A 25074-nucleotide genomic window follows, 5' to 3' on the forward strand; every position below is an offset into this window, starting at 1 on the left:
CATCAGTACGACCGGCGCCAGCCCGGTTGCCTCTTCCGGGGCGCACGAACCCCCCGTACGGGCCAGCGGAAGACGGTCACGAGCCCGCGGGGTTCCGGTGGGTGGCGAGCGGGTGGAGCAATGGGGGGTGCGCAGGGGCTGGGAGATGGCGACGGCCCGTGAGGTGCCGGGCCACTGCGTCCGGAGAATGCGGCGCGGCGGGTCTCCCCCGGCCTGCGCGTACCGCCGGCGACGGATGCCGGCAAGAGCCCGGAGGCGGGACCGGAAGTGGGGCTGGAGTCCGAGTCGTCGTACCCGGGCCTGTTCCTGGCACGGCGGGCGCGCTGGTGCGAGGGGTGAGACGGCGGCCGCGCGGCACGCCGCCCGGCGTGGCGCCGTGCCTGAGCCGGTCCGGCACTGAAGGATGCTGCACGACGCGGGAGCACGGGTGCACGACGGGGTGCCGGACGCTCGGTCCGGCACCCGACGCGCTACCGACGTGAGGCGGCCCGGCCTCGCCGGTACAGAATCGTTCCGGCAGCGATCAGCACGGCGCTGGCGGCCGACGCCGCGATCATGGCCCGGGCCTCACCACCGGTGTGCGAGAGCTCCGGCGGCTTGGGGTGGTGCCAGCCGTGATGATGCGGCGTGGTCTCCTCACCACCGTAGGGAGGTGCGGTGGTCTCCTCACCACCGTAGGGAGGCGGCGTGGTCTCCTCACCACCGTAGGGAGGTGCGGTGGTCTCCTCACCACCGTAGGGAGGCGGCGTGGTCTCCTCACCACCGTAGGGAGGTGCGGTGGTCTTCTCGCCACCGTAGGGAGGCGTGGTGGTCTCCTCACCACCGTACGGAGGCGAAGTCGTCTTCTCGCCACCGTACGGAGGCGCCGTGGTCTCGGGCGCCTTGGTCTGCTCTCCACCGTAGGGAGGCGCCGTGGTCTCGGGCGCCTTGGTCTGCTCTCCACCGTAGGGAGGCGCCGTGGTCTCGGGCGCCTTGGTCTGCTCTCCACCGTAGGGAGGCGCCGTGGTCTCGGGGGCCTCGCTCTCCTCATCCCCGTACGAAGGAGCCTTGGTCTCAGGGGCCTCGCTCTCCTCATCCCCGTACGAAGGAGCCTTGGTTCCAGGGGCCTCGCTCTCCTCATCCCCATACGAAGGAGCCTTGGTCTCAGGGGCCTCGCTCTCCTCATCCCCATACGAAGGAGCCTTGGTTCCAGGGGCCTCGCTCTCCTCATCCCCGTACGAAGGAGCCTTGGTCTCAGGGGCCTCGCTCTCCTCATCCCCGTACGAAGGAGCCTTGGTCTCGCTGTCGCCGTAGGCGGGCGAGGTCGCCTCGTCATCGCCGTAGGAGGGCGAGGAGTGGCTGCTGCTGGGAGTGGGCTCGTCGGCGGCGTCCTTGGAACCGCTGTCGTCGGAGTCACCGGTGCCGACGGCCTCGTCGACGTGCCGGCTGCTCTCCTGCCCCTCCGTACTGTGATCGGCGGCAGCACAGGAGTCGCCGGCCGCCGAGTTCAGCGCAGCCACCACGCCGGCGGAGTCGCCGCAGACGTCGGCCGGCGCGTTCACCGGGGCCTGGACGTGATTCCCGGCCAGTGTCCCGGGGGAATCCTGAGTGGCGCCGTGCGCGCGGGAGTCGGCGAGCGCGGCACCGCCGTACAAGGACAGCATGCCGGTCGCGACGGCGGCCACGGCCATGCCCTTGCTGAGAGTCTGTCGCAATCTCGTGGTCTTCCTGCTCGAAGAAATGGGAAAGCCGGCCCCGGAACGAAGAATCGACGGATCGACGGTCCGAGGCCGGCCAGTACGCAGCCGGTGGGGCTGTGCGTGGTGTGCGAGAAGCTCAGTCGTTGACGCAGGCGTTGCCGAACGACGGGTTCAGCAGAGCGATGACGTCCACCGTGTCGCCGCAGGCGTTGACCGGCAGGTGGATCGGGACCTGGACGGCGTTGCCGGAGGCGGCACCGGGGGAACCGACCGCGGCGGCCTCGGCCCCGGTGTCGGCGAAGGCGGGTGCCGCACCGCCCAGGGCCATGAGGGCGCCCGCGACGACAGCAACAGTCTTCTTCATGAATGTTCCCTTCTTTGGAGTCATACCCCGACGACGGCCAGAATCGTGTGCGCACGACGTGAACGGTCGTGGTATGGAACGAGGGTTAGACGCAATGGGAGAGCATGGAACGCGAACCGCGCGATAATCACTCGATCGCACCGATCTTTCACGCGACTCCCTCGCCTGGATTTCACGGAAAACAAAGACACCCGGGCGATCCGCAGACGATGCAGCGGACTGCCCGGGCCAGCCGACGTGGAGTCAGCCTTCGGTGTTCGCCGAGAGAACCGAAAGGTCCTCCAGGACGTGCGAGAGCGCGCCGTCCCGCTTGCTGTTCGTGGAGTTCTCGCTGCACTGCTGCTGGACGTGGTCCGAGAGAACCGGGATGTCCTGGATGGTGCCGCCGATGGCCGCGTCGACGGCGACGTCGGTGTCCTGGACGCCCAAGCACGGCTTGTTGAGCGAGCCCTGCACCAGCGAGAGCTGCGGACTCAGGCTGCCGCTCGTCGCCGAGTTGCCGAACGACGAGATGTTGTCGTTGCCGTTCACGACGGTCGGTCCGTTGTCGTTGCCGATGGCAAGCGCCTGCGGCGCGGCCGCCACCGCCATTCCCACGACAGAAGCGACGGTCGCAGCGGCGACCATTGCCTTCTTGAGCACTTCGCGTTCCTTTCCTCGTAGCGACGCATGCCCTACGGCCTCATCAACCCGGTACATAGGGAATGGTTCCGCTTATTCACTCTGTTGGAGCGTAAACAGCGAGGGAGGTGACAGGAAGTCACCGATCCGAAGAACACATCACGGTCCACCCCTTCGGCCGACAGGGTGAACGGGAGAAACCACGCGGGATCCGCAGAGTTGAGCAGGGCGCTCCGGTACGGGGTTTCCTCAGAAAGGATTGGCCAGTGATCAAGAAGCTTGTTGCCACTGCGGCTGTCGCCGCTTCCGCCTTGGGCGCCTCCGCTGCCGCGGCACCGCAGGCGCTGGCGGTCGGGAACGACCAGGGCCCGACCGTCGCGAACGGCAACGCGGGATGGCAGGCCTTCGGCAACTCGACCACGTACGGGAAGATGAGCCCGCAGCTCGCTCTCATCCAGGGATCCTTCAACAAGCCTTGCATCGCCGTGAACGACATTCCGGCCTCGGTCGACGCGGCCATCGGAGGAGCGATCCAGGACGTTCCGATCCTTTCCGACCACATGCAGCAGCAGTGCACCGAGAACTCCTCGAACGTCAAGCGCGACGGCGCGCTGGCGCACCTGCTGGAGGACGTGTCGGTCCTGTCCTCGAACGCCGACAAGTGATCCGGTGATCGAAGCGGGGCGCCGAGTGGTCCGGCGCCCCGCTTCGTCGTGTCAGCGGCGGTACAGCGCCTCTATCTGCTCGGCGTACGCGGCCGTCACCGCGTGCCGCTTGACCTTCAGCGAGGGGGTCAGCAGCCCGTTCTCCTCGGTGAACTCCCCCTCGACCAGCACGAAGGCGCGGATCGACTCGGCGCGGGAGACGGCCTGGTTGGCGTAGTCGACCGCCCTCTGCACCTCGGCCCGCAGCCGCTCGTCGCGGACCAGCCCGGACAGCGGGGTGTCCGGCGGCAGCTTCCGCACGGACAGCCAGTGGGCGACCGCCTCCCGGTCGAGGGTGATCAGGGCGGCGACGAAGGGCCGGTTGTCACCGACGACCACGCACTGGCCGACGGGCGAGCGGCTGCGCAGCCGGTCCTCCAGGACTGCGGGCGCGACGTTCTTGCCGCCGGAGGTGACGAGGATGTCCTTCTTGCGGCCGGTGATGGTCAGATAGCCGTCGTCGTCCAGGGCGCCGAGGTCGCCGGTGGAGAACCAGCCGTCGTGCAGCACGGCGTCCGTGGCGGCCGGGTTGTTCCAGTACGCCCCGAAGACGATTCCGCCCCGGATCAGCACCTCGCCGTCGTCGGCGATGCGCACGGACACCCCGGGCACCGGCAGGCCGACGGTGCCGGGGCGGGGGCCGAGCGGCGGCACGATGGTGGCGGCGGCGCTGGTCTCGGTCAGGCCGTAGCCCTCGTAGACGACGATGCCGGCCGCGTGGAAGAACAGGTTGAGGTCGCGGTCCAGCGGAGAGCCGCCGCTGACGGCGTACCGCATCCGGCCGCCCAGTTCCCTGCGGATGCGGCGGTAGACCAGCAGGTCGTACAGCGCCCAGGCGGCGTACAGGCCGAGGCCCGGGCCCTTGCCGGTGCCCGAGAACCCCCGCAGGTGGGCCTCGCCGAAGCGGACGGCGATCCGCTCGGCGCGGTCGAAGGAGGCGGCCCGGCCGAGCTTCTCGGCGGTGGCGCGCCCGGTGTCGTGGATCTTCTCGAAGAGGTACGGCACCCCGACCAGGAAGGTGGGCCGGAACTCCTTGAGCATGGGCCTGAGTTCGTCGGGCTTGACGCTCGGGAAGTGGCCGGTTTCGATGCGGGCCAGCAGGCAGGCGAGTTGCAGGGTGCGGCCGAGGATGTGGGCGAGCGGAAGGAAGAGCAGCGTGGAGGCGGGCCGGCCGGTGACGGCCTGGAGGACCGGGTGGAGCAGCTCGACGGTGTTGGCGGCCTCGGCGTGCAGGTTGGCGTGGGTGAGGACGCAGCCCTTGGGCCGGCCGGTGGTGCCGGAGGTGTAGCAGATGGTGGCGACGGTGTCGGGGGTCAGTGCGGCGCGCCGCTTGGCGAGTTCGTCGTCGGGGAGGTCCCGGCCGAGGATGGTGAGGTCGGCGAGGGCGCCCGCGTCCAGCTGCCAGAGCCTCGGCGGATGTGCGTGGCCGGCGGTGCCGGCGGTGACCGTGGCCGCGTTCGCCGCGGTCTCGGTGACGGCGAACCGGGCGCCGGAGTCGCGGACGATCCACTCCACCTGTTCGGCGGAGGAGGTCGGGTAGACCGGCACGGACTGGCCGCCGGCTGCCCAGACGGCGAAGTCCAGGACCGTCCACTCGTAGCGGGTGCGGGACATCAGCAGCACCCGGCCGCCCGGTTCGAGTCCGGCGGCGATCAGCCCCTTGGCCACGGCGGCCACTTCGGCGGCGAAGAGCGCCGCGCCGACCGGCCGCCAGGCGTCCCGTTCGCGGCGGCGCAGCAGCACCGCGTCCGGGGTCTCGGCCGCGTGCCGGAACGGCAGGTCGGCCAGGGAACCGGAGGCGAGCGGGGGCGCCAGGGGCGCGGCCCGCACCTCGCGCACCGTGCCCTCGGCGTCCCGGACGATCTCCACCGCGGCGCGGTCCGCGAGACCGGTGTGCTGCCGTGCCCGTTTCAGATCCCTGCGTGCGCCCATGACGGCTCCCGGTGGCGGTACGACCGACGGCCCCTACCGGTGCGTCAACTTACTCGGAAGTAAGGAAAGGTCAATGGGGCGTGCGGGACGGGATCACGGGCTAGGGTCTTTCGTTTGGATCAGGCCGAGCCCGGCATGATCCAAACGAGAGGCCCTAGACTAGGACACGACGTCCTTGCGGGCGAAGCCCCGAAAGGACAGGGCGAAGAGCACCAGGGCGTACGACACGGAGATCGCGGCGCCCTGAGTCATGCCGGACCACTCGGGACGCGGCTGGACGGCGTCGGCCCAGGCGAACTGCCAGTGCGCGGGCAGGAAGTCACGCCAGTGGCCGAGGGCGGTGACGGCGTCCAGGACGTTCCCGACGATGGTCAGGCCGACCGCGCCGCCGACCGCGCCGAGCGGGGCGTCCGTCTTGGTCGACAGCCAGAACGCCAGGCCGGCCGTGACCAGTTGGGACACGAAGATGTACGCCACGGCCACCAGGAGGCGCTGTGCCGCCGTACCGGTGTCCAGCGCACCGCCGGTGGGGATCTCCAGCGGGCCCCAGCCGTACGCGGCCGTGCCGACGGCGAGCGCCACGACCGGCAGCAGCACCATCGCGGCGAGGCTCAGCCCGAGCGCCACGACGAGCTTGGACCACAGCAGCCGGGCGCGGGGCACGGGCGCGGCGAGCAGATAGCGCAGCGAGGACCAGCTCGCCTCCGAGGCGACCGTGTCCCCGCAGAACAGGGCGACCGGGATCACCAGCAGGAAGCCCGCCGACACGAAGAGGTTGACGGCGGCGAAGTTGGCGCCGGAGGCGGTGGCCGTGTCCATCAGCGTGACCTGGTTGTTCCGGCCGCCCGGTTCGCCGCCGACGGCGAAGGCGATCAGCAGCACGAACGGCAGCAGGGCCAGGACCACGCCCATGACCAGCGTGCGGCGCCGCTTGAACTGCCGGACCAGCTCGACCCGCAGCGGCAGGGTGCGCCCCGCCCGGTAGCCGGAGGCGACCTCGGTGAGCGTACTCATGCGGAACCTCCGATCAGGGTGAGGAAGGCGTCTTCCAGGCGTCGGTGGGGGCCGACCGAGGCGACCGGCACCTCCAGCCGGACCAGCTCCACGACCAGCCGCTCGGCCGTGCCGCCGGGTTCGAGCCGGATCAGCAGCCCGTCGTCGGTGCGCACGGCGGAGGCGACGCCGTCCAGCGCGGCCACCTTCTCCACCACCGGCTCGTCCACAGGTGTGGCGGTGCCGACCAGCAGGGTGTCGCCGGAGCCGACGATGTCCCGGACCGGACCGGCCTGCACGAGCCGGCCGCGGTCCATCACCACCAGGTGGGTGCAGGACTGCTCCACCTCGGCGAGGAGATGGCTGGAGACGATCACCGTGCGGCCGGCGGCCGCGTAGCGGATCATCACCTCGCGCATCTCGCGGATCTGGGGCGGGTCCAGGCCGTTGGTGGGCTCGTCCAGGATGAGCAGGTCGGGCAGGCCGAGCATGGCCTGGGCGATGGCGAGGCGCTGGCGCATGCCCTGCGAGTAGGTGCGCACCGCGCGGACGAGCGCGTCGCCGAGCCCGGCGATCTCCAGGGCCTCGTCCAGGTGGGCGTCCTCGGGCGGGCGGCCGGTGGCCCGCCAGTACAGCTCCAGGTTCTCCCGGCCGGACAGGTGGGGCAGGAAGCCCGCGCCCTCCACGAAGGCGCCCACCCGGGAGAGCACCGGGGCGCCGGGCCGGACGGCGTGGCCGAAGACGCGGATCTCACCGTGGTCCGGCCGGATGAGGCCCATCAGCATGCGCAGGGTGGTGGTCTTGCCCGCGCCGTTGGGTCCGAGCAGGCCGAGCACCTGGCCCTTCTCGACGCGGAAGGACACCTCGCGGACGGCGTACCGGTCGGTGGACTTCGCGTACCGCTTGCTCAGGTCCTTGATGACGAGCGGGACCTCGGTCAGTTCCGGGTCGGGCGCCGGGGCGGCCGTGCGGCGGCGGGCGGTGACCAGCAGGGCGAGGGCGGCGGCCGCGCCGGCCGCGGGCAGCCACCACACCCAGGCGGGCAGGGGTGCCGCGGCGGTGGTGACGGCGGGGGCCGTCGGCACGCTCAGGTCTCCCCTCAGGGAGACGGTGTAGTCGGCCGGGGCGGCCGGTGAGGCGTAGCCGAGGTCGGTGGAGGCGAGGACCAGGCGGAGCCGGTGGCCCTTGCGCACCTCGTGGTCGATCGCCGGGAGGGTGACGGTGACGTCCTTGCCGGTCTTGGCTCCGGTCACCCGGAAGGGGGCGACGAGCTGGGCGGGCAGCACCTGCCGGGTGCCGCCGGGACCGACGTCGTAGACCTTGCCGAACAGGACGGCGTCGGCGCGGGTGGAGGTGATGTGCACGGTGGCGGTGGGGGCGCCGGTGATCCGCAGGTCGCGGGTGAGCGGTGCCGAGTCGAAGCGCGCGAACTGGCCGGGGAAGTCCAGGGAGACGCCGACGCCGAGCGCGGACAGCTGGGCGAGGCCGCCGGAGCCGCCGAGGCCGGGCAGCGCGGAGACGCCTGGCGGGCTGGCGCCGGCCGGGTTGGCGACGTGCTGTTCGCCTCCGGTGAGGGCGATGGCGCGCCGGTGGTCGTGCAGGCCCGGGTAGGCGTCGGCGCTCGCGCCGCGCAACTGGGCCGTGCCGTTGGTGGAGTCGACGCCTCCGGTGCGGGTGATCCGGAAGGCCGGTCCCGTGTCGGCGCTCTTGTCGCCCTTCAGGTACCGGTCGAACCAGGCACGCACGCGCGCCTCGACCCGGCCGGTCTCCATGTCGCCGCCGTCGTGTCCGCCGGCGATCCAGTCGACGGCGACGGGGGCGCCGTTCGCGCTGATCGCCTTCTCGGCGGCGTCGGCCTGGTCGAGGGTGAACAGGGAGTCCTTCTGACCCTGCACCAGCAGGGTGGGGACCCGGATGCGGTCGCCGAACGCGGCCGGGGAGCGCTCCTCCAGCACCTTCCGGGCGGCCGGGTCGGGGGTGCCGGACTCGGCGACCCGCTCGTACATCCGGCACAGGGCGGGCTGGAGCTTCGCGCAGCCGCCACCGGTGTTGACGAAGACGCCGGCCCACAGCTTCTTGAAGACGCCGTTCGGGAACAGGGCGTCCGCGAGGTTCCAGTAGGTGATCGCCGGGGCGATGGCGTCGACCCGGCGGTCCTGTCCGGCGGCGAGCAGGGAGACCGCGCCGCCGTAGGACCCGCCGGCCAGGCCCACGCGGGGGTCGCCGGGCTTGTCGAGTCGCACCTCGGGCCGCTTCGCCAGCCAGTCGACGAGCCGGGAGACGTCGGCGACCTCGCCCTTCGGGTCGTTGAGCCCGATCTTCCCGGTGGACCGGCCGAAGCCGCGCGCCGACCAGGTCAGGACGGCGTACCCCTCCCGGGCGAGGTCCTCGGCCTGCCGCCGCATGTCGTCCTTGCTGCCGCCGAAGCCGTGCGCGAGGAGGACGGCGGGGTGCCGGCCGGCGCCGGCCGGGGTGAAGTACGAGGTGTCCAGGCGCACCCCGTCGACCGCCATGACCCGGTCGCTGCGGCGCACGGCACCCGTGTCGTCGGAGGCGACGGCCGCCGTCCACGTGCCGGCGCCGGCCAGCACCGCGACGGCGGCCGCGGCGGCGACCGGCCGGCGCGGCCCGCGCAGCAGCTTCCGCAGCCCACGAGGTCGAAGATCCATGCGTCAACGGTACGGGTCGGCACCGACAACCGCTGCCGACCTCGGGGGGAGGGGATGCCCCTCCCCCGGGAGTACGGTTCTGCCGCGTCGTACCGCGCTCGTGGTACGGCCGCCGGCCCGGTCACTTCCGTGACCGGGCCGGCTGCGGGTCGGTGGTGTTCGAGCGCGTGGTTCCCCGCGCCTTCGGGGCGATCAGGGGCGCAGGGCCTCGCCGGCCGGCCGGGCGGGGACCGGGCCGGCCTGGGCCGGGACGGTCACCGGCGTCTCCGGGATCCGCGCGTCCTCCGGGATCGTCACCAGCCAGTGGGTGTCGCGGCGCGGGCGCAGGTACAGGGCCCAGTAGAGGGTGGCGGCGGCGGTGATGCCGCCGGTCCACAGCAGGTAGCTCGTCTCCTGCTGGGTCAGGATGTACGCCAGGACGGCGATGAGCAGGACCGGCATCGCGGGCCACAGCGGCATCCGCCAGGCCGGCGTGTGCTTGTGGGAGCCGCGGCGGGCGAGCAGGGCGGCGACCGCGACCAGCAGGTACATGCCGGTCACCGAGACGCCGGTGACGCCGTACAGCGTGTCCAGGTTGACGAAGCAGAGCAGTGCGCCGGGGACGCCGACCGCGAGGGTGGCCACCCAGGGGGAGCCGAACCGGCCGAGCCGGGAGAACACCGTGTTGACCGGGCCGGGCCAGGCCTTGTCGCGGGCCGAGGCGAACAGGACGCGGGAGTTCTGGATGACCATGACGATGCCCGCGTTGATGATGGCGAGGGCCACGCAGAGGCTGACGAAGGTGCCGACGGCGGAGTTGGACCAGGCGGTGACCATGGCGCTGATGTCGCCGCCGGTCAGCTCCGTCAGGTCGGAGGCGCCCATGGTGATGGCGGCGACCGGTACCAGGATGACCACGGTGGAGATGGCGAGGGTGGCGAGGACCGTGCGGGCGACGTTGCGGCGCGGGTTCTCGAGTTCCTCGGAGAGGTAGACGGCGGTCGAGAAGCCCTGGGTGACGAAGAGGGCGATGGCCAGCCCGGAGACGATCAGCATGGCCGTCACGGTGTCCGCGTGGCCGTCGCCGCCCGCCACCTGGAGGGAGACGAGGCTGCCGGCCCCGCGGTGGCTGTGCGTGAAGCCCAGCAGGGCGACGACTCCGGCGGCGATGACCTCGAGGACCAGGAAGATGCCGGTGATCCAGGCGTTGGCGCGCAGGTCCAGCAGGCCGGCGAGGGTGGCGAGCAGCATCACGCCGGCGCCGGTCATGGACGGGTCGAGGTGGACGATCGGGGCGAGGTAGTCCGCCGTGCCCATCGCGATCACCGGCGGCACGATCATCACGACCAGCAGGGAGAGCACGAAGACCAGCCAGCCGGCGAGCCGTCCGGCCATCGTCGACACCATGGCGTACTCGCCGCCGGCGCTGGGGATGAGGGTGCCCAGCTCCGAGTAGCAGAACGCCACGGCGATACAGAGGAGGGAGCCGATGCCGATCGTCAGGGCGGTGGCGGTGCCGAGGGATCCGAACAGGTCCGGGACGACGACGAAGAGCGTGGAGGCGGGCGTGACGCACGACAGGGTCAGCAGCGTGCCGCCGATGACACCGATGGACCGCTTCAGCCCTGGTGCGGGGGCCGTCGGGGTGTCGGCCACGGACTTCTGGAGCGTGTCGGTCATACGGCGGTTCCGATCGACTCGTGCGACTGAGGGTGGGGGTCGGGAGCGCTATCGCCTCCGGCGGATCGTTCGTACGTTCATCTCGTCCGCTCCCGGCGCTGCATAGAACCCCGACGAAAACCGCCACGTCAATGGCGGTTTACCTTCGGAATCCGCACTTGTGGATGACCTTGCGTCGCATCACTTTCCCAGGCCGTGACGCCCTGTGGGCGCTTTCATCAAGCTTCAGGCGATTGTGACCTTGCTTTTCAAGGTCATTTTGACCCAAGCCCTTAGTCATCCGTTTCATCCCGCACAAACGGGAACCGCAGCCGACGTTTCAAAAAAATGTCAACCCGTCCGGTATCCGGACGTCTAATCCGGTCGCGTCCATGTCATAGGCGCTGGGTAGAGTGCGCCCGCACAGCAGGCACACAGCACTTTGGGGTGGGACACATGAGGATGCGACACACCGCCGCCTGGGTGGCGTTCGCGACGGCGGCACTGGTGACGGCCTCCGGTTGCGGTTCGGAGAGCGTGAAGTCGGCCGTCAAGACGGTCGACAAGGCCGACAAGGCGATGGCCGCGCTGGCCAGGGCCACGGACCGGACGGAGGAGCTGGGCTCGGCCGAGGTGCGGATGTCGACCGACCTCGGCACCGGCACCCCGATCGCCATGGACGGCACCTACTCCTGGGGCGACGGGTACGCCTTCGACGTCCAGATGGACACCAAGGCCGCGAACATGCAGGCGGTGAACCACTCGCCGAAGACACACGTCCTGTTCGTCCACGGTGTCTACTACTACGACGTCGACGCCTTCCCCTCCGGCCCGTACCAGGGCAAGGACTGGATCAGGGTCGACGGCTCGGCCCTGTTCGGGGAGAAGGGCGCCCAGGCCCTCAGCGGGGACAACGGCAGCCCCTCCGCCTCCATGAAGGGCCTGAAGTACGCCAAGGACGTCCAGAACCTCGGCACGCAGACCGTGAACGGACGGCGCACCACGCACTACCGCGGCGTGATCGACCGCGCGCACATGGGCAAGTTCAAGGACGTCTACGGCGAGGGCAGCCCCATGGGCGAGGCCACCGGCACGAAGTCCATCGTCATGGACGTGTGGGTCGGTTCCGACGACCTGCCGGTGCGGCTGAAGGAGAAGCTCGGCGTCATGACCATCAGCATGGACTTCGACAAGTTCGGCAAGACGGTCAGCGTCAAGACCCCGCCGGCGGCGCGCACCGCCGACCTCACGGACGTGATCGCGAAGCAGCAGAAGCAGCAGGGCTGAGACACGCCGGTGCCCCGTCCTCCCTGCGGAGGACGGGGCACCGTACTGTCCGGCACACCGCGCGGCGGGCTCCCGGCCCGGCGGGCGCGCGGCGGGTCTTCCGGCCCGGCGGGCGCGCGGCGGGCTTTCCGGCTCAGTGGTTGCGCGGGAAGCCCAGGTCCACGCCCGCCGGAGCGTCGGCCGGGTCGGGCCAGCGCGTGGTGACGACCTTGCCGCGGGTGTAGAAGTGCGTGCCGTCGTTGCCGTAGATGTGGTGGTCGCCGAAGAGCGAGTCCTTCCAGCCGCCGAAGGAGTGGTAGCCCACCGGCACCGGGATCGGCACGTTCACGCCCACCATGCCGGCCTCGATCTCCAGCTGGAAGCGGCGGGCGGCGCCGCCGTCCCGGGTGAAGATCGCGGTGCCGTTGCCGAACGGCGAGGCGTTGATGAGGGCCACGCCCTCCTCGTAGGTGTCGACGCGCAGCACGCACAGCACCGGGCCGAAGATCTCGTCCTGGTACGCCTTCGCGCTGGTCGGCACCTTGTCGAGCAGCGAGATGCCGATCCAGTGGCCGTCCTCGAAGCCCGCCCCTTCATAGCGGTACGCCGAACCGTCGAGCACGACCTCGGCGCCCTCGGCGGCGGCGCCGGACACGTACGAGGCCACCTTGTCGCGGTGGACCTTGGTGATCAGCGGGCCCATCTCGGAGGCCGGGTCGTTGCCCGGCCCGATCTTGATCTTCTCGGCGCGCTCGCGGATCTTCTCCACCAGCGTGTCGCCGATGGCGCCCACGGCGACGACGGCCGAGATGGCCATGCAGCGCTCGCCCGCGGAGCCGTAGGCGGCCGAGACCGCCGCGTCGGCCGCCGCGTCCAGGTCGGCGTCCGGCAGGACCAGCATGTGGTTCTTGGCGCCTCCGAGGGCCTGCACGCGCTTGCCGGCCGCGGAGGCGGTGGTGTGGATGTAGCGGGCGATCGGGGTCGAACCGACGAAGGAGACGGCCTTGACGTCCGGGTGCTCCAGGAGGCGGTCCACGGCCACCTTGTCGCCGTGGACGACGTTGAAGACGCCGTCGGGCAGACCGGCCTCGGCCAGCAGCTCGGCGATCTTGATCGCGGCCGACGGGTCCTTCTCCGACGGCTTGAGCACGAAGGTGTTGCCGGTCGCGATGGCGATCGGGAACATCCACATCGGGACCATCGCCGGGAAGTTGAACGGCGTGATGCCGGCGACGACACCGAGCGGCTGGCGGATGGAGGAGACGTCGACGCGGCTGGCGACCTGCGTGGACAGCTCGCCCTTCAGCTGCACGTTGATGCCGCAGGCCAGGTCGACGATCTCCAGGCCGCGCGCTACCTCACCGAGGGCGTCCGAGTGCACCTTGCCGTGCTCGGCGGTGATCAGCTCGGCGATCTCGTCGCGGTGCGCGTCGAGCAGCGCGCGGAACCGGAACAGGATCGTGGTGCGCTGGGCCAGCGAGGACTGGCCCCACGTCGCGAAGGCGTCCTTGGCCGCCGCGACGGCCGCGTCCACCTCCTCGACCGACGCGAACGCGACCTTCGTGGTCACCGCGCCGGTCGCCGGGTCCGTGACCGGCCCGTACGTGCCCGACGCGCCTTCGACGGTCTTGCCGCCGATCCAGTGGTTGACGATCTTCGTCATGCCCAGAGACTCCTTCTTACAGATGGCGGCGTCGGGTCGAGACGTGCCGTTCGTACAGCTCTCGTGCCTTGACCGCCGACGGTCGGGTCGCGGTCTCGGCCACAGGAACATCCCACCAGGCCTGTGCCGGAGGCGCGCCAGACACAGTGTCGGACGTTTCGGTCTCCACGTAGACACATGTGGGAGTGTCGGCGGCCCGCGCCTCGGCGAGTGCCGCGCGCAGGTCCCGTACCGTCTTCGCGCGCAGCACCCGCATCCCGAGGCTGGCTGCGTTGGCGGCGAGGTCGACGGGGAGCGGGGCGCCCGTGTACGTCCCCTCCTCCGTGGGGAACCGGTACGCCGTGCCGAACCGTTCCGCGCCGACCGCCTCCGACAGACCGCCGATGGACGCGTACCCGTGGTTCTGCACGAGCAGGACCTTGATCGCGATGCCCTCCTGCACGGCGGTCACGATCTCCGTCGGCATCATCAGGTAGGTGCCGTCGCCGACCAGCGCCCACACGTTCCGTTCGGGCGCGGCGAGCTTCACGCCGAGCGCGGCCGGGATCTCGTAGCCCATGCAGGAGTAGCCGTACTCCAGGTGGTACTGGTCGTGCGACCGGGCCCGCCACAGCTTGTGCAGGTCGCCCGGGAGTGAGCCGGCCGCGTTGACGATGATGTCCGACTCGTCCACCAGGGCGTCCAGGGCGCCGACGACCTGCGGCTGGGACGGCCGTGCGTCGGGTTCGGCGGCCTCGAAGCAGGCGTCGACTCGCTGTTCCCAGCGCTCCTTGTCCTCGGTGTACTCGGTGACGTACGGGCCGGTGACCTCGTGCCCGTGCATCACCAGCGCCTCGGTCAGCTCGCCCAGGCCGCTGCGGGCGTCCGCGACCAGGGGCAGCCCGGCCAGCTTGTGGCCGTCGAAGGGCGCGATGTTGAGGTTCAGGAAGCGGACGTCCGGGTTCTCGAAGAGGGTGCCGGAGGCTGTGGTGAAGTCGGTGTAGCGGGTGCCGACGCCGATCACCAGGTCCGCGGTGCGGGCCAGCTCGTCGGCGGTCGCGGTGCCGGTGTGGCCGACCCCGCCGACGTCCTGCGGGTGGTCGTACCGGAGCGAGCCCTTGCCGGCCTGGGTGGAGGCGACCGGGATGCGGGTCGCCGACGCGAACTCCGCGAGGGCTTCCTCCGCCCGGCTGTGGTGGACGCCGCCGCCGGCGATGACCAGCGGCCTGCGCGCCTGCCGGATGACCCGGACCGCCTCGGCCAGCTCGGTGGGGTCGGCGCCCGGCCGCCGCACGGTCCACACGCGCGTCGAGAAGAACTCCTCCGGCCAGTCGTACGCCTCCGCCTGGACGTCCTGCGGCAGGGCGAGTGTCACGGCGCCGGTCTCGACCGGGTCGGTGAGGACCCGCACGGCCTGGAGCGCGCTCGGGATCAGCTGCTCGGGGCGGGTGACGCGGTCGAAGTACTTCGACACCGGGCGCAGGGTGTCGTTGACCGAGACGTCGCCCGCGTGGGGCATCTCCAGCTGCTGGAGGACCGGGTCGGCGGGGCGGGTGGCGAAGACGTCGCCGGGCAGGAGCAGGACCGGGAGGTGGTTGATGGTGGCCAGGGCGGCGCCGGTGACGAGGTTGGTCGCGCCGGGGCCGATCGAGGTCGTCACCGCGTGCGTGGACAGGCGGTTCGACTGGCGGGCGTAGCCGACCGCCGCGTGCACCATGGACTGTTCGTTGCGGCCCTGGTGGTACGGCATGACGTCGGTGTACTCGATCAGCGCCTGGCCGAGTCCCGCGACGTTGCCGTGGCCGAAGATGCCCCAGGTGGCGCCGATCAGCCGCTGCCGCCCGCCGTCCCGCTCGGTGTACTGGGCGGCGAGGAAGCGGACGAGCGCCTGGGCGACGGTCAGCCGGATCGTCATCGGTAGCCCCCTGTGCTTACTACGTGATCGGGGTGGAAGCAGATCCGCCATTCCCGGGTCTCGCCCGGGCCCGCCATGACGTTCAGGTAGTACATGTCGTGCCCGGGCTGGGCGATGGACGGGCCGTGCCAGCCGTCGGGGACGAGGACGGCGTCGCCGGAGCGGACCTCGGCGAGGACGTCGGATCCGTCCGGGCGTGAGGGGGATACGCGCTGATAGCCGAAACCGTTCGGGCCGTCGATCTCGAAGTAGTAGATCTCCTCCAGCTCGGACTCCACGCCCGGCCGGTGCTCGTCGTGCTTGTGCGGCGGGTACGAGGACCAGTTGCCGCCCGGGGTGATCACCTCGACGGCGATCAGCCTGTCGCAGTCGAAGGCGTCGGCGGAGGCGAAGTTGCGCACCCGGCGGGCGCAGCCGCCGCTGCCTCGGTCCTCGACGGAAACCTCCGGCGCGGGGCCGTAGCGGGCGGGGAGTCGTCGCTCGCACTTCGCTCCTGCCAGGGCGAAGCGGCCTCCCGCGCCGGAGGCGATCTGGACCCGGGTGTCCCGGGGGGCGTACACGAAGTCGGAGACGTCCGCGAACACATTGTCCCGGCCCAGGAGTTGGAACTCACCGTTCTCGGTCGATGCGGTGTCGATTCGAACGGTACATCCGCCTTCCAGCGGAAGCACGATCCACTCGCTGTCCCCGGTGGTGAACGTATGGCTGCCGCCGGGCGCCAGCTCGACGACACGCAGGCTGCTGTGTGTCCAGCCGGCCGACTTGGGGTCGATGTCGACGGCGTACTGGGCGTTCGCGGTGGCGCCCCTGGGCAGGTGCAGGTCGGTGCTGGTCATGCGGCCCCTCACAGCAGTCCTACGGCGGTGTCCACGGCGGCGGCCACGTCGCCGTCCGCCGGGTACAGCAGCGAGCGGCCGACCACCAGGCCGCGCACGGTGGGGAGTTGGAGCGCACCGCGCCACTTCTCGTAGGCGGCGTCCTGGTCCTCGGGCGAGTCGCCGATGTCCCCGCCGAGCAGCACGGCGGGCAGCGTGGAGGTCTCCATGACCCAGGCCATGTCGTCGGGGTTCTCGGTGACCGGAACCTTCAGCCAGGTGTAGGCCGAGGAGCCGCCGAGGCCGGAGGCGATGGCGATGGACCTGGTGACGGCCTCGGCGGACAGGTCGTTCGTCAGCTTCCCCTCGGGGGTGCGGCGGCTGATGAACGGCTCGACGAACACCGGAAGCCGGCGCGCGGCCATGGCGTCGACGGCGCGGGCGGTGGACTCCAGGGTGGTGAGGGAGCCCGGGTCCGCGTAGTCGACGCGCAGCAGCAGCTTGCCCGCGTCGAAGCCGAGGCGCTCGATGTCCTCGGGGCGGTGGCCGGTGAAGCGGTCGTCGAGTTCGAAGCTCGCGCCCTGAAGGCCGCCGCGGTTCATGGAGCCCATGACGACCTTGTGGTCCAGGGCGCCGAGGAGCAGCAGGTCGTCCAGGATGTCGGCGGTGGCGAGGACGCCGTCGACGCCGGGCCGGGACAGTGCCAGGCAGAGGCGTTCGAGCAGGTCGGCACGGTTGGCCATGGCGAGCCTGCGGTCGCCGACGGCGAGGGCGCCGCGGGCCGGGTGGTCGGCGGCGACGATCATCAGCCGGCCGGTCCCGGTCAGCAGGGGTCTGCGGGCCCGGCGGGCGGCGGCCTCGGCGATCGCCTCGGGGTGGTGGGTGCGGATGCGGACGAGCTCGGCGACGTCGACCCGGGGGCGCCGTCCGGCGTCCCCGCCCTCGGCGTGCGCGCCCGCGACCCGGCCGGCCCTCACAGGACCGCTCCGGCGTCGAGCGCGGCGGCCACCTCGTGCGGGGCCGGCATCGCGGAGGAGCACTCCAGGCGGGAGGCGACGATGGCGCCGGCCGCGTTGGCGTACCGCATGACCGTCTCCACGTCCCAGCCCGCCAGCAGGCCGTGACAGAGGGCGCCGCCGAAGGCGTCGCCGGCACCGAGTCCGTTGAGGACGGTGACGGGCAGCGGCGGGACCTCGGCCGACTCGCCGTCGCGGTGGACGGCGAGGACTCCCTTGGGCCCCTGCTTGACGACGGCCAGCTCGACCCCGGCGTCCAGCAGCGCGCGGGCGGCGGCATGCGGCTCACGCAGCCCGGTGGCGATCTCCACCTCGTCCACGTTGCCGACGGCGACGGTGGTGTGGCGCAGGGCCTCGGCGTAGAAGGGGCGGGCCTCGTCGGGGTGGCTCCAGAACATGGGGCGCCAGTCGAGGTCGAAGACGGTGGTCCCGGCCCCGGCCCGGTGGGCGAGGGCCGCGAGGGTCGCCGTACGGCTGGGCTCCTCGCTCAGGCCGGTGCCGGTGACCCAGAAGATCCGTGTCCGGCGGATGGCGTCGAGGTCCAGCTCGTGGGCGTCGATCTCCAGGTCGGGGGCCTTGGGCTGCCGGTAGAAGTAGAGCGGGAAGTCGTCCGGCGGGAAGACCTCGCAGAAGGTGACGGGGGTGGGCAGTCCGGGGACCGGGGTGACCCAGCGGTCGTCGACGCCGAATCCGCGCAGCGCCTCGTGCAGATAGGTGCCGAACGGGTCGTCGCCGGTGCGGGTGATGACGGCGGTGTGCCGGCCGAGCCGGGCCGCGGCGACCGCGACGTTGGTCGCCGACCCGCCGAGGAACTTGCCGAAGGACGACACCCGGGCGAGCGGGACACCGGTCTGCAAGGGGTAGAGGTCCACTCCGATCCGCCCCATGGTGATCAGGTCGTAGGCCATCGGCTTCCCTTCGTCATGGCTCTCCCCGGCTTTCTAGTCCGTCCACCGAAGCCTGTCAATGTTTTGTCCAGACATTCGGACCAGGCGATGGCCGGAGTGTCACAAACACCCCCTTCCTGTCACACATGTCACGGGTACGCGAACTCTGGGTCACACCCGGTCGACAGCCAGCCTCCGCCGGTCACTCTGCGTCGTTCACCGGGCACAGGCTTGGTGATCGCCAGCGCAGCGCCCGGTCCCCCCGGCGGCCGTACCAGGCCGCCGCCGCGGCGTGCGCGGGGAGGTGCAACCCATGACCGACCGAAGGCTCTGGTCCTACAAGGAGATCGCGGCGCACATCCGGGTGCAGCCGGACACCGTACGGTCCTACCGCAAGCACGGGCTGCTGCCCCCGCCCGACCACGTCGAGGGCGGCAAGCCCTACTGGTACGCCGACACCGTCCGCGCCTGGGTCGCCTCCCGCCCCGGCAACCGGGCCCGCGGAGACGGCTGACCGCCGCCGGGGAGGGGGCGCGGCGGGGCCGTCAGCTCCAGGGCTCGATGACCGTGACCCCCGCCCCCGGCGCCGTGTCCATGGCGGCGAGCGCCGCCGGGGCCGCGCCGAGGGTGATCGTCCGGGTCACCAGGAGGTCGGGGCGCAGGACGCCGGTGCGGACCAGGTGGAGCATGCCGGGGTAGGCGTGGGCGGCCATGCCGTGGCTGCCGAGGAGTTCGAGTTCCAGGGCGATCGCCCGGGCCAGCGGGACCGGGGTGGTGCCGTCGGCCGAGGGCAGCAGGCCGACCTGGACGTGCCGGCCGCGGCGGCGCAGCCCGTTCACGGAGGCCGCGCAGGCGGCGGGCGAGCCGAGCGCGTCGAGGGAGAGGTGGGCGCCGCCGCCGGTGAGTTCGCGGACGGCGGCGGCCGGGTCGGACACACCGGTCGCGTCCAGGCACTGGGCGGCACCGAACTTCCGCGCCAGTTCCAGGGCTCCGGAGGACACGTCGACCGCGATCACCCGGGCCCCCGAGGCCGCCGCGATCATCACCGCGGACAGACCGACCCCACCGCAGCCGTGCACCACGACCCACTCCCCGGCCGCCACCCGGCCCTGCCGCACCACGGCCCGGAAGGCGGTGGCGAAGCGGCAGCCGAGGGCGGCGGCCGTGGTGTACGCCATGTCGTCCGGGAGCGCGACCAGGTTGACGTCGGCGTGGTCGAGCGCGACGTACTCGGCGAAGGAGCCCCAGTGGTGGAAGCCGGGCTGGGTCTGGCGTTCGCACACCTGCTGGTCGCCCGCCGCGCAGGAGGGGCAGCTGCCGCAGGCGCACACGAACGGCACGGTGACCCGGTCGCCGGGCCGCCACCGGGTCACCCGGTCGCCCACCGCCTCGACCACACCGGCGAGTTCGTGGCCCGGCACGTGCGGCAGCGTGATGTCCGGATCGTGCCCCATCCAGCCGTGCCAGTCGCTCCGGCACAGGCCGGTCGCCTCGACGCGGACGACCACGCCGTGCGGGGCCGGGGAGGGGTCGGGCAGCTCACGTACCTCGGCGGGGTCGCCGTATCGTTCGAAGACCACGGCCCGCATGTGCGCGCTCCCTTCGGTATGCTGCGCGAAGACTGGATTTCATGGGGGCGTTGCGCCGGGCCCCGACCGCCTTCCCCCGGCGGTTTCGTCAACTCCTCGTGGTCGAAGGCCGTTCGGTGTCACCCGAACATGAATAGGTAATCGCTTCACCGTTCGAGGTATCACACGTTCCGCTGAAATTCCCGCGACACAGCGCCCATCGCGCGCACTCGGCTCCCCCGCGAACAAGCTGGTGTCTTCTGCGAAGGAGACGTCACCGTGCGAATTTCTGACATTCAGCGCTGCGAGGTCCGGCCCGGACGGCTCGTCGAGTGGACGTTCAGCAAGGCGACCGTCGCGGCGGCGGCAACCCTGCCGCCGGATCCGCGGCCGCCGGCGTACATCCAGGAGTCGCACATCAGAACGGCGCGTTCGGTGCGCGAGGACGGGCTTTTCGTACCGACCTGGCTGGGCACGGCGTTCGACCTGCCCGGCCGGGCCGACCTCGACGCGCTCGAACGGGCGCTGCGGGACTGGACGTTGCGTCACGAGACGTTGCGCAGCGGCTTCCGGTGGACCGGTGACGACATGCACCGGTTCACTCTCGACGACAACGACGTGTCACTGCACCGCGAGGTGATCGGCGACTTCGCCGACCCGGAGGCACTGGTCCGCTACATGCAGGATCGATTCGACGTCGCGGCGGACGCACTGGGCTGGCCGAACCTCATCTACGCGGCGGTCGTACGCGACGACTCCACCAGCGTGTACATGGCCTTCGACCACACCAACGTCGACGCCTACTCCCTCCAGCGCATCCCGGACGAAGTCCACGAACTCTACCTCGCGGGCGTCACGGGGCGGCCCGCCACCGGCACACCCGCGGGAAGTTACGTCGACTTCTGCGAGCAGGAGCGGGCCAACGCGGACGGGATCGACGACACCCACACGATCGTGGCGCGCTGGCGGGAGTTCATCGGCCGGTGCGACGGGAGGCTGCCGACCTTCCCGGTCGACCTCGGCCTGCAGCCCGGTGGCGAACTGCCCGCCCAAAAGCTGATGTGCGAGCCGCTGGTCGACGCGGACACCGCCGCCGCGTTCGAGGAGCACTGCCGCCCTTACGGGGGCAGCCTGGTGGGCATCCTGGCCGCAACCAGCCTGATCGTCCACGAACTCGGCGGGCAGCCGGTCTACCGCACGGTCGTGCCCTTCCACACCCGGGTGAAGTCCGCGTGGTCGGACTCCGTGGGCTGGTACGTCGGCGGCGCACCGATCGAGGTCCCCGCGGCACGGGACTTCGACGGCGCGCTCGCCACGGTCCGCGCCGAGCTGCGGGCCAACCGGTCGTTGGCACGCATTCCGCTGGCGCGCGTACTGCGGCTGCTCGGCGCGGACTTCCGCCCAACATCACCCGATATGTACTCCATCGTCTCGTATGTTGACGCTCGCCCCACTCCCGGCTCGGCCCGCTGGACCGAGAAGAAGGCCTACGGACTCATCCGGGTTTCCTACGGCGACCAAGTGTGCGCCTGGGTCAACCGGCTGCACGAGGGACTGTGGTTCGCCTGCCGCTACCCGGACACCGACGTCGCCTACAAGAACGTGCGACGGTACGTCGAGGGACTGCGGGACCTGATCAACTCCGTGCCCGCCGACGACCGCCTGCGGGTCGCGGAATTGGCATTCTCCTGACGCAACCACCGACTGCGTGAACCACATTGACGCCGGCCCCATAAAGCACATGATGTGGATTCACGCGCCGCGCGGGCGAACACCCGACGGCGAACCCGGTTATTTGTACGCCCTTTGACGTCCGTCCGAGGACATTGCGCGTCAATGCCCTCGGGACCGATGTCCATTGTGGAAAGCCCCTTCTCGTAACTGCTAGTGTCTGAGCCGTCACGGTAGGCAATCAGCCTCGATGTACAAGCAAAGAACCGAGGGTTCCATGCGCAAGCTTCAGCAGGTCGTGATCGCAGCAGTGGCGGCGGCGGGCGGCCTGTCCGCCGTCGGCGCCGGCACCGCCATCGCCGCCCCCGCGGACGGCGGACTCCAGGTTTCCGACCTCTACCGCCCCTACCAGGAGTGCAGCCCGCAGACGGTCGCCGAGAACGACGTCCCGATCGGCGTACTCGGTCTCGCCGGCACCGCGGACACCACCTGCGGCCAGTACAACAACGCCTTCACCGGCTGAGCCCGGAGCGGCTGGGGCCGGGTCACTGCAAAGGAAGACGCATCACATGATCAGCGGGAAGAAGATCGCAGCCGTCTCGGGGCTCGTCGGTGGCCTCGTGATGACCTGCGCCGGCATCACCCACGCGAACACCGGAGCAGGGCCGGGAACCTGCGTCAGCGATCTCCTGGGCGGCTTCAGCTGTACCCAGCGGATCGAGGGCGAGGTCCCCGAGGACGGCTTCGTCCCCCACCAGGAGAACTGCAAGCCGGTCCAGCCGGTGACGATTCCGGCGCCCCTGGGCGGCACCGGCGTGACACGGCTCGGCCCCGAGGTGACGTGCAACCCCACGACAGTCGGGGTGCCCCCGGAACCCCATGACGAGCGGGGAGCACCCGGTCTGCTGACCTGAGCCGCCGGGGCCGGGCCGTGCGGTCCGACGCGACACCGGAACGCAGATCCTTAAATGTCACGATTTGTGTGTATAAGCTCACATCGAGTAGTCAAGCCGAGCGTGGCGCTCGGGTGAGAAAGGATCTGACATGCGTAAGTTCCAGCGCGTTGCGGTCGTGGCGGCAGCGGTTGCGAGCCTGTCCGCTCTCGGTGCCGGGGTGAGCTTCGCCGGCGGTGAGGACGAGGCCGCTCCGCGTGCCAACGCCGTGGCGACCTCGTCGGCCAACGCCGTGGCCATCGGCGACGGTTTCTACGCCCCGCCGCAGGCCCAGCCGGAGGAGCAGAAGCAGCCGGAGGAGCAGAAGGCCGCCGAGCCCAAGGAGCAGAAGGCCGACCAGCCCGAGGAGGGTTACGGCCAGGAGCAGCACGGCGACGACGACTGAGGTCGCGTCGAGGGCTCATCCTCTCGGCTCCGTCTCGGACGTATCGCCTTCCATGGAAGCCTGATGCGTATCCCCCGGACTCGACGCCCGGCTCCGCACCGACCCGGTCCCCCGGCGGTGCACTGAATGACACCCGCGGCGATGGCAGCCCGGACGCGTGACGACCCATCAGGTCACGCGTCCGGGCTGTGGCCGTCCCGCCGCCGGACGCGACCTGAGGCTCGCCCCGGCACGGCATCACCCACTCCGACCTCTCGGGCCCGGGCGCACACCGGTCAACGGCACACGCGCCCGGGCCTCCGTCGCAAAGGAACGAAGCACATGTTCAGTCCCCGGAAGATCGCCACCGCCTCTGTGCTCGTCGGAAGTCTCGCCGCGGTCTGCGTCGGCGCCGGACACGCCTACGCGGACGAGCCCTCCAGCGATTGCAGCACCACCGCTCAGGGTGACACCGTCTGCGTCCGCAAGAACGAGATCCATGCCGACAAAGACGGCACCCACATCGTCCGTCAGGACCAGGACTGCTCGACGGCCGACCGGCCGCGTGTGGTGTTCCAGGAGGAGGAACTGGTGGACGGCGGCTCCGCCGGTTCCGGTCCGGTCGTGGACTGTTCCAACACGGCGACGCTGCCCAAGGGTTTCAAGAAGCCGCACTTCGAGTTCTGAGCTTTCCGGCACAGGCCGGACCAGGACGGTTTCTGGTCCGGCTCCCCAGTTTCCGGTTTCCGTTCCCCGCCCGATGCGCTCGGCCGCGGGACGGAAAAGCCCGGTGCCCCGGCCGACGGCCGGGGCACCGGGCAGGAATGCGGTTTCGCTAGCCGCCGAAGCTGTTGTCACAGCCCATGGTCGAGCCCAGGGACGACTGCTGCGCGCCCGCGTTGCCCTCGCCGTTCGCCAGGTTGCCACCCAGACCGTTGCCGATACCGACCTCGCCGAGGACGTCGAGGTTGCTGTCGTGCGACCTGCAGGTGCTTGACTGTGTGATGTCGAAGCTGTCGCCGCCGCGCTTGCCCCAGCCCTGATCGGCGTGGGCCGTGCCGGCGCCCAGGAGCCCCATGCTGCCGAATGCGGCGATAAGGACGGCGGCTGTGTGGAGTTTACGCATGTCATCTCCGGTTAGGTCTGGTGGAGGAGGCCCGTGACGGGCCGTCATGTCGTCTGTGCCGAAAACGCTGTTGCGGGGCATCCGAAGGAATTCCGGCGGTGGGTCGGGCTCACATGACGGCCCGTGTTCCGGCAGCCCGCTCGCGCATGTGAATGGTCCCGGCGCCCGGCGTGAAGCCCGGCGCCGGGACCATGTGCCGTCCGGCGTCACGCGCCGGCGGAAGCCCTAGAAGGCGCTGTTGTTGCAGCCCATCGTGGAGCCGATGTCGGTGGCCTGGGCACCGGGGTTGCCCTCGCCGTTCAGCGCGTTGCCCAGCACGCCGTTGAGCAGTCCGACCTCGCCCAGCAGGTCGAGGTTCAGGTCGTGCGACTTGCAGTTGGAGCTCTGCGTGATCTTGAACTTGTCGCCGTGTCCGTCCTTGCCGCCCTGGTCGGCGTGGGCCGTGCCGCCGACGAGCCCGAGGGCGCCGATGGCGGTGACCAGAACGGCAACGCTGCGAAGCTTGCGCATGTCTTCTCCGATGAGAGTGTGCGAGTGGATGCGATCTGTTGTGGTAGATCGGCTTTACAGTTATGGAAGATTAATAGCGCTATATCCGGACATTGGCAGCGACGCGCCGTCTTCCTGATGCCTCGTCAGGAGCACCCGAAAGCTGTAGCGCACGCGAACGGGCCCGTCGGGTGTCATTCCCGAGGGGCCCGTGCCGGACGTCAGACGCGACCGCCGTTGCCGTTACCGCGCGTTGGCGCTGGCACTGGCGAGGGAGTTCGCCTGGCTGTTGGCCTGGGTGCAGTCGACGCCCCGGGTCTGGGAGGCGGCGAGCAGTGCGACCGGTACGTTCGCGGCCAACAGGTTCTGCGGGCTGCACTCCTGGTACGGGCGGAACAGGTTCGTCTGGCTCGGCGCATTCTGCTCGGACGGCGAGCCCTGGGGGGCCTGCGGAGAGATCTGAGGGCTGATCTGAGGGTTCAGCTGCGGATTGACCTGCGGGGCGACTTCGGTTCCCCGCTGCGGAGCTGCCTGCTGCGGGGCCGGCGAGCCGTAGGTTTGCGCGCTGGCCTGGGCGTTGGTGGCGGCCGCGGCCTGGGCGTCGGGCTGCGAGACAGGGGCCGGGGCAGGCCCGGTGTAGGCGGGGGCGGCGGCGGAGCTTGGGCCGGCACCGACGCCGGACAGACCGCCGGCCGCTGCGACGACGAGCGCGACCTTGTGAAGCTTGCGCATGAAATCCTCGGCCCTTCGTAGACCTGTGTA

The 25074-nt window shown here is 70.9% G+C and carries 24 protein-coding genes; 8 read left to right on the forward strand and 16 right to left on the reverse strand.

Going from position 1 to position 25074, the window contains the following annotated elements; all coding sequences use genetic code 11:
* Positions 1 to 470: 470 nt before the first annotated feature.
* From JK361_RS42375 to JK361_RS11115, 3 genes are all read right to left on the reverse strand, one after another.
* Positions 471 to 1694 (reverse strand): chaplin family protein, encoded by a 1224-nt coding sequence (locus tag JK361_RS42375; protein ID WP_201815562.1) that lies wholly within the window; start codon positions 1692 to 1694, stop codon positions 471 to 473.
* Positions 1695 to 1815: 121 nt separating this feature from the next.
* Complete coding sequence (locus JK361_RS11110; protein ID WP_201815563.1) at positions 1816 to 2043, reverse strand: chaplin; 228 nt, start codon at positions 2041 to 2043, stop codon at positions 1816 to 1818.
* Positions 2044 to 2286: 243 nt separating this feature from the next.
* Entirely contained in the window at positions 2287 to 2685 is a 399-nt protein-coding gene (locus JK361_RS11115) for a rodlin (RefSeq protein WP_201815564.1), read from the reverse strand.
* A 245-nt stretch (positions 2686 to 2930) separates the two neighbouring features.
* On the opposite strand from JK361_RS11115, the gene JK361_RS11120 reads away from it, so the two are divergent.
* A complete protein-coding gene (locus JK361_RS11120) occupies positions 2931 to 3329 on the forward strand; it encodes a rodlin (RefSeq protein ID WP_184958809.1) in 399 nt (132 codons plus the stop codon).
* Positions 3330 to 3380: 51 nt separating this feature from the next.
* Here JK361_RS11120 and JK361_RS11125 read toward each other — a convergent pair whose 3' ends face one another.
* The 4 genes from JK361_RS11125 to JK361_RS11140 all read right to left on the reverse strand — a co-directional run bounded on the left by JK361_RS11125 (position 3381) and on the right by JK361_RS11140 (position 10621).
* Positions 3381 to 5300 carry an AMP-dependent synthetase/ligase gene (locus JK361_RS11125; protein ID WP_201815565.1) on the reverse strand — a complete coding sequence of 640 codons (1920 nt, stop codon included), beginning with the start codon at positions 5298 to 5300 and terminating at the stop codon, positions 3381 to 3383.
* 159 nt (positions 5301 to 5459) lie between these two features.
* Positions 5460 to 6314 carry an ABC transporter permease gene (locus JK361_RS11130; protein WP_201815566.1) on the reverse strand — a complete coding sequence of 285 codons (855 nt, stop codon included), beginning with the start codon at positions 6312 to 6314 and terminating at the stop codon, positions 5460 to 5462.
* Positions 6311 to 8962 (reverse strand): CocE/NonD family hydrolase, encoded by a 2652-nt coding sequence (locus tag JK361_RS11135; protein ID WP_201815567.1) that lies wholly within the window; start codon positions 8960 to 8962, stop codon positions 6311 to 6313. Before JK361_RS11135 ends, JK361_RS11130 begins: the two co-directional genes overlap by 4 nt.
* Before the next feature lie 192 nt (positions 8963 to 9154).
* Positions 9155 to 10621 carry an APC family permease gene (locus JK361_RS11140; protein ID WP_236052730.1) on the reverse strand — a complete coding sequence of 489 codons (1467 nt, stop codon included), beginning with the start codon at positions 10619 to 10621 and terminating at the stop codon, positions 9155 to 9157.
* Between the two features lie 435 nt (positions 10622 to 11056).
* On the opposite strand from JK361_RS11140, the gene JK361_RS11145 reads away from it, so the two are divergent.
* Complete coding sequence (locus tag JK361_RS11145; protein ID WP_201815568.1) at positions 11057 to 11887, forward strand: SCO4651 family lipoprotein; 831 nt, start codon at positions 11057 to 11059, stop codon at positions 11885 to 11887.
* 133 nt (positions 11888 to 12020) lie between these two features.
* Here JK361_RS11145 and mmsA read toward each other — a convergent pair whose 3' ends face one another.
* The 5 genes from mmsA to iolC form a co-directional block, all read right to left on the reverse strand.
* Complete coding sequence (gene mmsA, locus JK361_RS11150; protein WP_201815569.1) at positions 12021 to 13529, reverse strand: CoA-acylating methylmalonate-semialdehyde dehydrogenase; 1509 nt, start codon at positions 13527 to 13529, stop codon at positions 12021 to 12023.
* Between the two features lie 16 nt (positions 13530 to 13545).
* The gene (iolD, locus tag JK361_RS11155; RefSeq protein ID WP_201815570.1) at positions 13546 to 15423 is read right to left on the reverse strand and encodes a 3D-(3,5/4)-trihydroxycyclohexane-1,2-dione acylhydrolase (decyclizing); all 1878 of its coding nucleotides are present in this window, start codon (positions 15421 to 15423) and stop codon (positions 13546 to 13548) included.
* A complete protein-coding gene (gene iolB / locus JK361_RS11160; RefSeq protein ID WP_201815571.1) occupies positions 15420 to 16259 on the reverse strand; it encodes a 5-deoxy-glucuronate isomerase in 840 nt (279 codons plus the stop codon). Before iolB ends, iolD begins: the two co-directional genes overlap by 4 nt.
* A gap of 8 nt (positions 16260 to 16267) precedes the next feature.
* Positions 16268 to 17128 (reverse strand): Cgl0159 family (beta/alpha)8-fold protein, encoded by an 861-nt coding sequence (locus tag JK361_RS11165; protein ID WP_443732162.1) that lies wholly within the window; start codon positions 17126 to 17128, stop codon positions 16268 to 16270.
* Between the two features lie 83 nt (positions 17129 to 17211).
* A complete protein-coding gene (gene iolC / locus JK361_RS11170) occupies positions 17212 to 18162 on the reverse strand; it encodes a 5-dehydro-2-deoxygluconokinase (RefSeq protein ID WP_201815573.1) in 951 nt (316 codons plus the stop codon).
* A gap of 292 nt (positions 18163 to 18454) precedes the next feature.
* Here iolC and JK361_RS11175 point away from each other — a divergent pair, with 292 nt between their 5' ends.
* Positions 18455 to 18655 carry a helix-turn-helix transcriptional regulator gene (locus JK361_RS11175; RefSeq protein WP_201815574.1) on the forward strand — a complete coding sequence of 67 codons (201 nt, stop codon included), beginning with the start codon at positions 18455 to 18457 and terminating at the stop codon, positions 18653 to 18655.
* Positions 18656 to 18686: 31 nt separating this feature from the next.
* Here JK361_RS11175 and JK361_RS11180 read toward each other — a convergent pair whose 3' ends face one another.
* Positions 18687 to 19730: a zinc-dependent alcohol dehydrogenase family protein gene (locus tag JK361_RS11180; RefSeq protein WP_201815575.1), complete on the reverse strand. Its 1044-nt coding sequence runs from the start codon at positions 19728 to 19730 to the stop codon at positions 18687 to 18689.
* Between the two features lie 258 nt (positions 19731 to 19988).
* Between JK361_RS11180 and JK361_RS11185 the strand changes: the two genes are divergently transcribed.
* From JK361_RS11185 to JK361_RS11205, 5 genes are all read left to right on the forward strand, one after another.
* Positions 19989 to 21401, forward strand: coding sequence for a condensation domain-containing protein (locus JK361_RS11185; RefSeq protein ID WP_201815576.1), 1413 nt, complete (start codon positions 19989 to 19991; stop codon positions 21399 to 21401).
* A 256-nt stretch (positions 21402 to 21657) separates the two neighbouring features.
* Entirely contained in the window at positions 21658 to 21903 is a 246-nt protein-coding gene (locus tag JK361_RS11190; RefSeq protein WP_184958782.1) for a hypothetical protein, read from the forward strand.
* A 46-nt stretch (positions 21904 to 21949) separates the two neighbouring features.
* Positions 21950 to 22294 carry a hypothetical protein gene (locus tag JK361_RS11195; RefSeq protein WP_201815577.1) on the forward strand — a complete coding sequence of 115 codons (345 nt, stop codon included), beginning with the start codon at positions 21950 to 21952 and terminating at the stop codon, positions 22292 to 22294.
* Between the two features lie 130 nt (positions 22295 to 22424).
* Positions 22425 to 22718, forward strand: coding sequence for a hypothetical protein (locus tag JK361_RS11200; protein WP_201815578.1), 294 nt, complete (start codon positions 22425 to 22427; stop codon positions 22716 to 22718).
* A 321-nt stretch (positions 22719 to 23039) separates the two neighbouring features.
* Complete coding sequence (locus tag JK361_RS11205) at positions 23040 to 23384, forward strand: hypothetical protein (RefSeq protein WP_236052731.1); 345 nt, start codon at positions 23040 to 23042, stop codon at positions 23382 to 23384.
* A gap of 148 nt (positions 23385 to 23532) precedes the next feature.
* On the opposite strand, the gene JK361_RS11210 is transcribed toward JK361_RS11205, so the two are convergent.
* The 3 genes from JK361_RS11210 to JK361_RS11220 form a co-directional block, all read right to left on the reverse strand.
* Positions 23533 to 23823, reverse strand: a complete 291-nt coding sequence (locus JK361_RS11210; RefSeq protein WP_201815579.1) for a hypothetical protein — start codon at positions 23821 to 23823, stop codon at positions 23533 to 23535.
* A 225-nt stretch (positions 23824 to 24048) separates the two neighbouring features.
* Positions 24049 to 24333 carry a hypothetical protein gene (locus tag JK361_RS11215; protein WP_201815580.1) on the reverse strand — a complete coding sequence of 95 codons (285 nt, stop codon included), beginning with the start codon at positions 24331 to 24333 and terminating at the stop codon, positions 24049 to 24051.
* A 222-nt stretch (positions 24334 to 24555) separates the two neighbouring features.
* Complete coding sequence (locus JK361_RS11220; RefSeq protein WP_201815581.1) at positions 24556 to 25044, reverse strand: hypothetical protein; 489 nt, start codon at positions 25042 to 25044, stop codon at positions 24556 to 24558.
* Positions 25045 to 25074: the final 30 nt, after the last annotated feature.

It is taken from the genome of Streptomyces musisoli (assembly GCF_016741855.1).
GTDB lineage: Bacteria > Actinomycetota > Actinomycetes > Streptomycetales > Streptomycetaceae > Streptomyces > Streptomyces musisoli.